The 4,664-nt window shown below is 31.0% G+C and carries 3 protein-coding genes and 1 pseudogene; all 4 read left to right on the top strand.

From position 1 onward, the window contains the following. Positions 1-158 precede the first annotated feature (158 nt). Positions 159-1,136: pseudogene (locus Ctaglu_RS24370) on the top strand (esterase/lipase family protein); the annotation flags it as partial. A 231-nt stretch (positions 1,137-1,367) separates the two neighbouring features. Further along, the gene (locus tag Ctaglu_RS24365) at positions 1,368-2,216 is read left to right on the top strand and encodes a sialate O-acetylesterase (RefSeq protein ID WP_125006626.1); all 849 of its coding nucleotides are present in this window, start codon (positions 1,368-1,370) and stop codon (positions 2,214-2,216) included. Positions 2,217-2,279: 63 nt separating this feature from the next. Continuing rightward, complete coding sequence (locus Ctaglu_RS24360) at positions 2,280-2,801, top strand: PadR family transcriptional regulator (protein WP_125006624.1); 522 nt, start codon at positions 2,280-2,282, stop codon at positions 2,799-2,801. 78 nt (positions 2,802-2,879) lie between these two features. Next, complete coding sequence (gene radA, locus Ctaglu_RS24355) at positions 2,880-4,259, top strand: DNA repair protein RadA (protein ID WP_125006622.1); 1,380 nt, start codon at positions 2,880-2,882, stop codon at positions 4,257-4,259. Positions 4,260-4,664: the final 405 nt, after the last annotated feature.

The raw sequence follows: 4,664 nt of genomic DNA, 5'->3' as shown, positions 1-4,664 counted from the left end.
GAGCCATATGCTATCGTTAATTCATTCATTGGAATGATTGATAGTGAAAGTTTTAGAGAAATTAATTAGTTCTTATATGTTGTAATTTATTTGATTTTTAAATAAATGAGAGTATAGGAGAAGTTAAGCAATCTAAGAACCCTTTGCCTTTAGGCATGGGAGTATCAGGAATCGTATGTACTTCAAGAAGGGTAAGTATATTAAAAAGATATATAGTAGCCGTTATGGTCTTTATTCCAATTATAAATATTTTTATAATGTTGTATGCTTGTCATATTGCAAAAATAGAATATGATCATGAGTGTTATAAGGTAATTAATAATGAAGCACGTGTTGACTTAGATGTATGTAAAACAAAATATCCTCTTGTGTTAGTCCATGGTGTTGGATTTAGAGATTTAAAATACATTAATTATTGGGGAAGAATACCTAAGGAATTGATTCGTAATGGAGCAACAGTTTATTATGGAAATCAAGAAGCTTGGGGAACAGTGGAATGTAATGCGCAGGACATTAAAAATAAAATTGTTGATATTGTTAAAGCAACAGGATGTGAAAAGGTAAATATTATAGCACATTCAAAAGGAGGACTCGACGCACGTTATATGATTAGTAAGTTAGAGATGGGGGAATATGTTGCATCGCTAACAATGGTGTCATCACCTCATAGAGGATGTAAGTTTGTTGATATTGCTTGTAATATGCCTGATAAGCTTTATAAAGCTATCGCAAGATTATCTGATAAATATTTTAAGATTTTGGGTGATAAAAACCCTGACTTTTATACTGCAAGTAGACAGTTTTCAACGTATCATAGTAAAAAATTTAATGAAGGCGTGAAAGATGTAGATGGAGTGTATTATCAAAGTTATGCAACAGCAGTAAAGCATATGTTTAGTGATTATATAGTGACCATTCCTTATATTTTAGTGAAGTTAACGGAAGGTGAAAATGATGGTTTAGTATCTATTAATTCTGCTAAATGGGGAGAATTTCAAGGTGTGCTACAAAATAAATATAGGCGTGGAATTTCTCATGGAGATATTATAGATTTAAGAAGAGATGATTATAAAGGATTTGATGTAATAGAAAAATATGTAGAGATTGTATCAAAGCTTAAAAATAAAGGCTATTAAATAATCGCTTTATATAATAAATTGTAATTTAGAATTTTTGTGGATTAGCTTTACTTTAGAAAAAAATATATTTGACAATTAGTCTAATTAGACTATAATATCTAAGTGTTAATAGTCTAATTAGACTATGTCTGTAATGGCTAAAAAAATTAAATAAGTAACTATTTAACATTTATTGAGAACTGGAAACATTTCTTCATAAATATTAAATAAAAAGAAAGGATGAAAAAAATGGTTAAATCATTTTTAATGTTAGGACAGTCGAATATGGCTGGAAGAGGGTTTATTCATGAAGTAACCCCGATTTATAATGAAAGAATACAAATGTTGCGCAATGGTAGATGGCAAATGATGACTGAGCCCATCAATTATGACCGTCCTGTTTCAGGAATAAGTCTGGCCGGTTCATTTGCGGATGCATGGTGTCGTCAAAATCAAGAAGATAATATTGGCTTAATTCCTTGTGCTGAAGGTGGAAGCTCACTGGATGAATGGGCTGTAGACGAAGCACTTTTTAGACATGCAATAACTGAATCTAAATTTGCTATGCAAAGTAGTGAGTTAACAGGAATTCTATGGCATCAAGGAGAAAGTGATAGTATCAATGGTAACTACAAAGTCTATTACAAAAAATTGCTTTTAATTATTGAGACTCTTAGAAAGGAGTTGAATGCTCCAGATATTCCACTCATTATTGGCGGTTTAGGAGATTATTTAGGCAAAGAAGGATTTGGAAAAAGCTGTACTGAATATAAGTTTATTAATCAAGAGTTACAAAAATTTGCTTTTGAACAAGATAATTGTTACTTTGTCACAGCATCAGATTTAACTTCTAATCCTGATGGTATTCATATTGATGCAATTTCTCAAAGAAAATTTGGTTTACGATATTTTGAAGCCTTTTCTAATAAGCAACATTTATTGAAGCCATTAATTAATGAAAATGAGTTGATAAATCTTAATCATGCTAGAACACATACCAAAGCAGAAAAGATGTATATAAAAATTATGGATTTGGCATTAGGGAAAATATCATATGATGAATTTGAATCTAAACTCATACAAATCAAAAATAGTTAAACTTTATAATTATGGAACAGCTATTAGCATAATTTTGATGAAGAATATAAAGGAGGTGGGTTTTTGATACCATTACTAATTTTAGGTTTATTAAAACAAAACCCAGGTTCTTACGGATACGAATTATTAGCCTTAATGGAAGAGAGACACTATAAATATATAGTAAATTTCACTAAAGGGTCATTCTATTATAATCTTCAACAATTAGAAGAAAAACAGCACATTGAAAAAGTTGACAAATTAGAAAATATTAGAGATACACATAATTATATTATCACTGAACTAGGGGATAAAGAATTTGAAAAATTGATGTACAAGTATGGCTCTAAGACAGAGTATATAAATTTGTCTTTTTATGCAGCAATGCTATTTACTAATGAATATAAAAGTGAGGAGCTAACAAAACTAATAGAAATACAAATCGAACAAACTAAAAAGAAAATTTTTTTATTAGAACAATCTCTTGAGCATTATGAAACTACCCTTACTTATTTTAGAAAAATGTTGGAAAATTCACTTTCTCATCATTTAGTAAATGTTCAATGGTTTGAAGGACTGTTAAAAGATATAAGAAATGAAAATTAATGAAAAAAATAATATATCTTAATCAATATATTACAATAAAATGAATAGATGATGACGATAATAAGGAGATGTATTTAATTGGCTAAAGATAAAAAAGTTTATATTTGTAAAGGCTGTGGGTCACAATCACCAAAATGGATGGGGAAATGTAACGATTGTGGTGACTGGAATACATATGAAGAAAAAATAGTTAAGGCAAGCTCTATTAAATCTAACTCAAGTAGAATGGTAATAACAACTAACCCAACAAAACTAAGAGCAATTGTACAATCTAACAGCGACAGGATAGTTACAGGAGTTTCAGAATTTGATAGAGTTATGGGTGGCGGAATAGTTAGAGATAGTATAAGCATAATTTCAGCACCTCCTGGGATGGGCAAGTCAACCCTTTTACTGCAACTCGCAAATTCTCTGTCCTTAAAAGGATATAAAATTTTATATGCATCTGGAGAGGAAAGCAATAGTCAAATTAAAAATAGAGCTGACCGTACGGTAAAAGAAATAGCTGATAATTTCTGGGTAGTTTCTGATAGTAAGTTAGATGAAATATTACAACATATAGAAACAGTTGATGCAGACTTAATAATACTTGACAGTATTCAAACATTTACGTTAGAAGAATATTCAAGTTCGAGAGCGGGATCTCCTACTCAAGTAATTGAATGTGCCACAGCTTTAAAGGATAAAGCAAAGAATCCAGATAGGCCAAGAGCTGTATTTCTCGTTGGCCAAATGACAAAGGCTGATGAGATGGCGGGTCCTCGAATATTAGAGCATTTAGTGGATACCGTATTGTACATAGAGGGAGAAGATGGAGAAGAACTGAAACATTTAATTAGCAAAAAGAATAGATATGGTGACACTTCTGAGAGTGGACTATTTCGCATGTCAGAAATAGGGATGGAAGAAATAGCTGACCCGTCCGAGTTTTTTATGACCAAAAGGGAAGAGGCAGTTCCAGGGAGTGCTTTAGCCGTTATAAAGGATGGTACAAGACCAATTGTTGTAGAGGTAGAGAGCCTTGTATCTAAGTCTTTTACTCCTTATCCAAGTAGACTAAGCGAGTGTTTTGCAAGGAAGGAACAACTAGGGACTCTTATATCAATTCTTGAGGAAAGGGGAGGAGTAGGACTTTATGATAAAAATGTTATTATAAAAGCAACAGGTGGTCTTAAGTTAACTGAAACATCAGTAAATCTTGCTGTAGTGATGAGTATTGCATCCTCCGCATTAAACCATGGAATATCTACTGATACAGTTTTTATAGGAGAGCTTGGTCTTACTGGTGAATTAAAAAAAGTACCATCATTAGAGCAAAGACTAAAAGAAGTAGATAGAATGGGTTTTAAAAAGGCATATATACCGATGAATTGTTTAAAAACAGGAGTTAAATTTAAGAATATAAAGGTTATTCCTTGTAAGAAATTAATAGATGTTATTGAAAAGGAAATCAAATAATAGTAGCAAATATAGTGTGGTTAATTAGATAGTATTCTACAATGCATTTCTATATAGATATAAAACGATGAGTAAAGTTAAAGTATCCTGTCTAGAGGTGTAATATGTATATTATATTTCTCTTACTGATTAGCTTTAGCTAATTTAAAGTGGAGACTTGTGAGGTTTTTTAAATATATGAAGTGCAAATAGATGATAATTACTTAACCACGAGTATCGTAATGCGAAATATTGAATTATTTGTACGTATATGTAGGGATATGAAGATAATCTAGCTAGATAACTTATTGGGTGAAATCATGCTATTATTTATATGATAGAATACTCCTTGTCGTCACATGATGGCAAGCAAGTTGGTCTTTGAAAATTAAACAGAGAAATAGGTAAAATAGCGAAATAACATTT

The organism is Clostridium tagluense, assembly GCF_003865095.1.
Classification (GTDB): domain Bacteria; phylum Bacillota; class Clostridia; order Clostridiales; family Clostridiaceae; genus Clostridium_AD; species Clostridium_AD tagluense.
The sequence above is the reverse complement of the archived record's forward strand: the minus strand, read 5'-3'. Positions and strand labels throughout refer to the sequence as shown.